Source organism: Arcticibacter svalbardensis MN12-7 (assembly GCF_000403135.1).
Classification (GTDB): domain Bacteria; phylum Bacteroidota; class Bacteroidia; order Sphingobacteriales; family Sphingobacteriaceae; genus Arcticibacter; species Arcticibacter svalbardensis.
Genome location: NZ_AQPN01000029.1, coordinates 1 through 3,053 on the forward strand (window position 1 = coordinate 1; position 3,053 = coordinate 3,053).

A 3,053-nucleotide genomic window follows, 5' to 3' on the forward strand; every position below is an offset into this window, starting at 1 on the left:
TTACGGATGTATTCTGATCAGGGATCTGGTCATTCAGCCCTAAACCTAAGAAACGCATGAAAGTCAGACGGTCTACGATCTGAAACTCGGTCTGGGCATCAATAAACCATATAGGTTCTGCAGCACCAGGATCTTAAACAACATCAGTTTATCATAAGGTGGGCGGCCTCCTTTACTATAATCTATTGTTGCAAATCCACTCTTGATTAATTCACGGAATCCCTCCCAATCTATATGCTCATCAAGTGTTTTTAAAGGGTCTTTATAATTGCCTAATTTATCCTGATGATCCATAAAATCAAAGAGTGTGCGTTCCCGTTTTTTCATATCTAAATTTAATCATTTATGCTCGTTTATTCGCTTTTTTGTACTTATAAATTAAGGTAGGTTATTAGGAACCCCCTTATATAAGTACCCTTAATTAATTTAGTTTGTTGTTTTAATTGGTATAGCAATGTTACCACTTACGCCTTTGTCTTTAATTGCTACATAAAGCATTATTGGCTGTCCTTGTTCATTGGTTAAAACAAAAGGTCTTTCCATGCGCTCTGGTTTCCATATTTCTCCGTTCTCAAGTTTAATATCTTTCAAAGTAAATACTGGATTTTCTGCAGGCATCCATTGCCTGCTATCTTTTGAGGTAAGCAATAATAATTGGCGCTGACCTAATTGATGGCAAACCATATAAAAACGAGTCTTTATTTTGTCGTACCAAATGGTAGCATCTTCTGTTTGAGCATCTTTATAAACCGGAGTTTTCTCAAACTCAAATGGTCCTTCTGCATTTTTAGAATTACCTACTACTTGGATTCTATAAGTCTTGTCATGTTTAACGTCGTCACCTTTAACTATGATTGTAAACTGGTTATTTATAAAAGCAACCGCTGGATTTACGGCAATTGTTTTAAAAATACCTTCTTGGGGTTCTACTACTGGTCTTGCTTTTCGTATAAAAGGACCCGATGGGTTTGAAGCAGTAGCCAAACCAATACGCTGACTATTTCTGGCGATATCCCAATGATCACTTATCCATTTTGAAATAGGATATTGATCCTCATTTTCGTGATATATTGTTTTAAGATCTGTTGAAATATAATAGAGGTTTAGCTTGTCATTTGCTACACATATATAAGGGTTATGGGCAGTTGCAGACTCCCAACCTAATTGATTTCTGCTTTCGAGAATAACATTAACAAAATGATAAGGTCCTTCTGGTTTATCAGAAACACCATGTACAATTTCGCAATCTGTTAGCCATGCGTTAAATCCGGTTTCGTACTTCCACCGCGAATAAAAAGCATGGTATTTTCCATCACTCCATTTGATAACCGATAAGCCCCATGTCCAATAATTGGGATTTACCACTATATTTTCAGAAGTTTTTCCGTTAAAAAAATTATCTTTTACTGTGTTTGGCAAAGGTAGTAATGTAAAAGTAGGATCTGGAGAAAACGGTTTTTGCGCAACTTTTCTTACTTCTATTTTTTGTTGAGCAAAACCAGTATTTGCAAATAGAACTGTAAAAGCAAAAAAAAATGCTAAATAACTGTAACATCTCTTTAAAAAAAAATACTTCATAATTTATTAGATTTTCGGTTTATCATAAATAATCCTTGGTTTATAAAATTTCTATTATAAAAATTGTTGATTATTAACTTAAATTACTCTTAAAAAGAAATAATATTATATCACTTATTGATACCATTTTATGGTTGAGTTTATTTAATCGAAAACTCATTCACCAAAAAATTAGAGGATTTTTATTTTTCTTTCTGATATTTTAATACATAAGAATTGGTACCGTCACTACCATCAATTGCTACTCCGCTAGGACAATAAAGGTATTCTGGTTCATTATTAGCGTTCATTAACAATTGAGGTCTTTCAAATTTAACATTATTGGTATAACGCATATTTGCTTTTTCTGGAATAATCCCTTTAAGATAAAATTTTTCGAAATTGTGAAATCCAGAAAGTGGTTCAGCTTGAAATGTAAGTCCATCTTGAGATACCCAAAGCAAGCCTCCTCCTTCTTCTAAGATACCATGATTATCTGTAGTCAACAAGCAGATGTGATTTCTCCACAAAAAGACATAACCATCTTCTATTGCTGTTTTATTTGAAGTAATCGGATTTGGCTGAATAATATATGGACCTTTTAATTGATCTGAAATTGCAAGTCCCATGCTCACTTTTCCCTTTGGACCAGCCATTGCCTTAAAATACAAATAGTATTTTCCATTGGGGTGTTTTATGATACTGGGATTATTTACACCAACACCGCTATTATAGCACCAAATACTGCTATCGGCTGGTGGGCTTAATAATGGCGTATCTTCATTTGGGATTTCAAACCATGGCCCATTGAGGTTGTCACTTACAAGGATTCCTATTCTTTGGTTGGGTCCATGTTCTTTTGCACCATCATTGGCAATATATGCCAAAACATATTTATTATCAATTTTTCTAATATTAGGATTATGAAAGCCAGCTGAGTTCCATTTGTTGTTGTTTTTACCTTTTCCAACAACTTTAATAAACTTAAATGGCCCTTCAGGACTTTTTGATACATAATGTGCAATTTCACTTTTATATCGCCAAGCTGTTTTAAAAGGAGTATCTGACGGCCATCTTGCACAAAAAAGGTGTATGTTCCCCTGATCATCTCTTATTGGAGAACTTCCCCAAATATCATATCCAGGTTCATTTATGGCTTCTCCAATAAATATCCATTGGTCAGACATAGCTGTAGGGACTAGTATTGAGCTTATAGCGTTTTTTGACTGGGTTGTCTCGCTTTTCTTGTTCTTTCTCAATTGGCAAGAAAGTAAAATAAAAGAGAAAGCAATAATCATTAAAATGGATGTTCTTATATTTCTCATAAAATAATTTTAAATGGTAAATTTTAATTAATAGAATAAAGCCGGATTACTTGGTCGACTTTATTCTGATTTATTTTATTTTAAAATATTGTTGTCCGGTAAAACCGGGATTCGTAATTTTTAGTTGGCGCATTTGATTTGATGGGCTATTTTTTAGTTATTTTAGAAATT

General features: G+C 33.5%; 4 protein-coding genes. All 4 read right to left on the reverse strand.

From position 1 onward, the window contains the following. A partial coding sequence (locus ADIARSV_RS23100; protein WP_394331141.1) for a hypothetical protein occupies positions 1-58 on the reverse strand: 58 nt, incomplete at its 3' end. A gap of 14 nt (positions 59-72) precedes the next feature. After that, on the reverse strand, positions 73-327 hold the full coding sequence (locus ADIARSV_RS23105) for a transposase (protein ID WP_016194031.1): 255 nt from the start codon (positions 325-327) through the stop codon (positions 73-75). A gap of 99 nt (positions 328-426) precedes the next feature. Beyond that, positions 427-1,578 (reverse strand): glycoside hydrolase family protein, encoded by a 1,152-nt coding sequence (locus tag ADIARSV_RS03700; protein WP_016194032.1) that lies wholly within the window; start codon positions 1,576-1,578, stop codon positions 427-429. 182 nt (positions 1,579-1,760) lie between these two features. Continuing rightward, the gene (locus ADIARSV_RS03705) at positions 1,761-2,882 is read right to left on the reverse strand and encodes a glycoside hydrolase family protein (RefSeq protein WP_016194033.1); all 1,122 of its coding nucleotides are present in this window, start codon (positions 2,880-2,882) and stop codon (positions 1,761-1,763) included. Between the last annotated feature and the right edge of the window lie 171 nt (positions 2,883-3,053).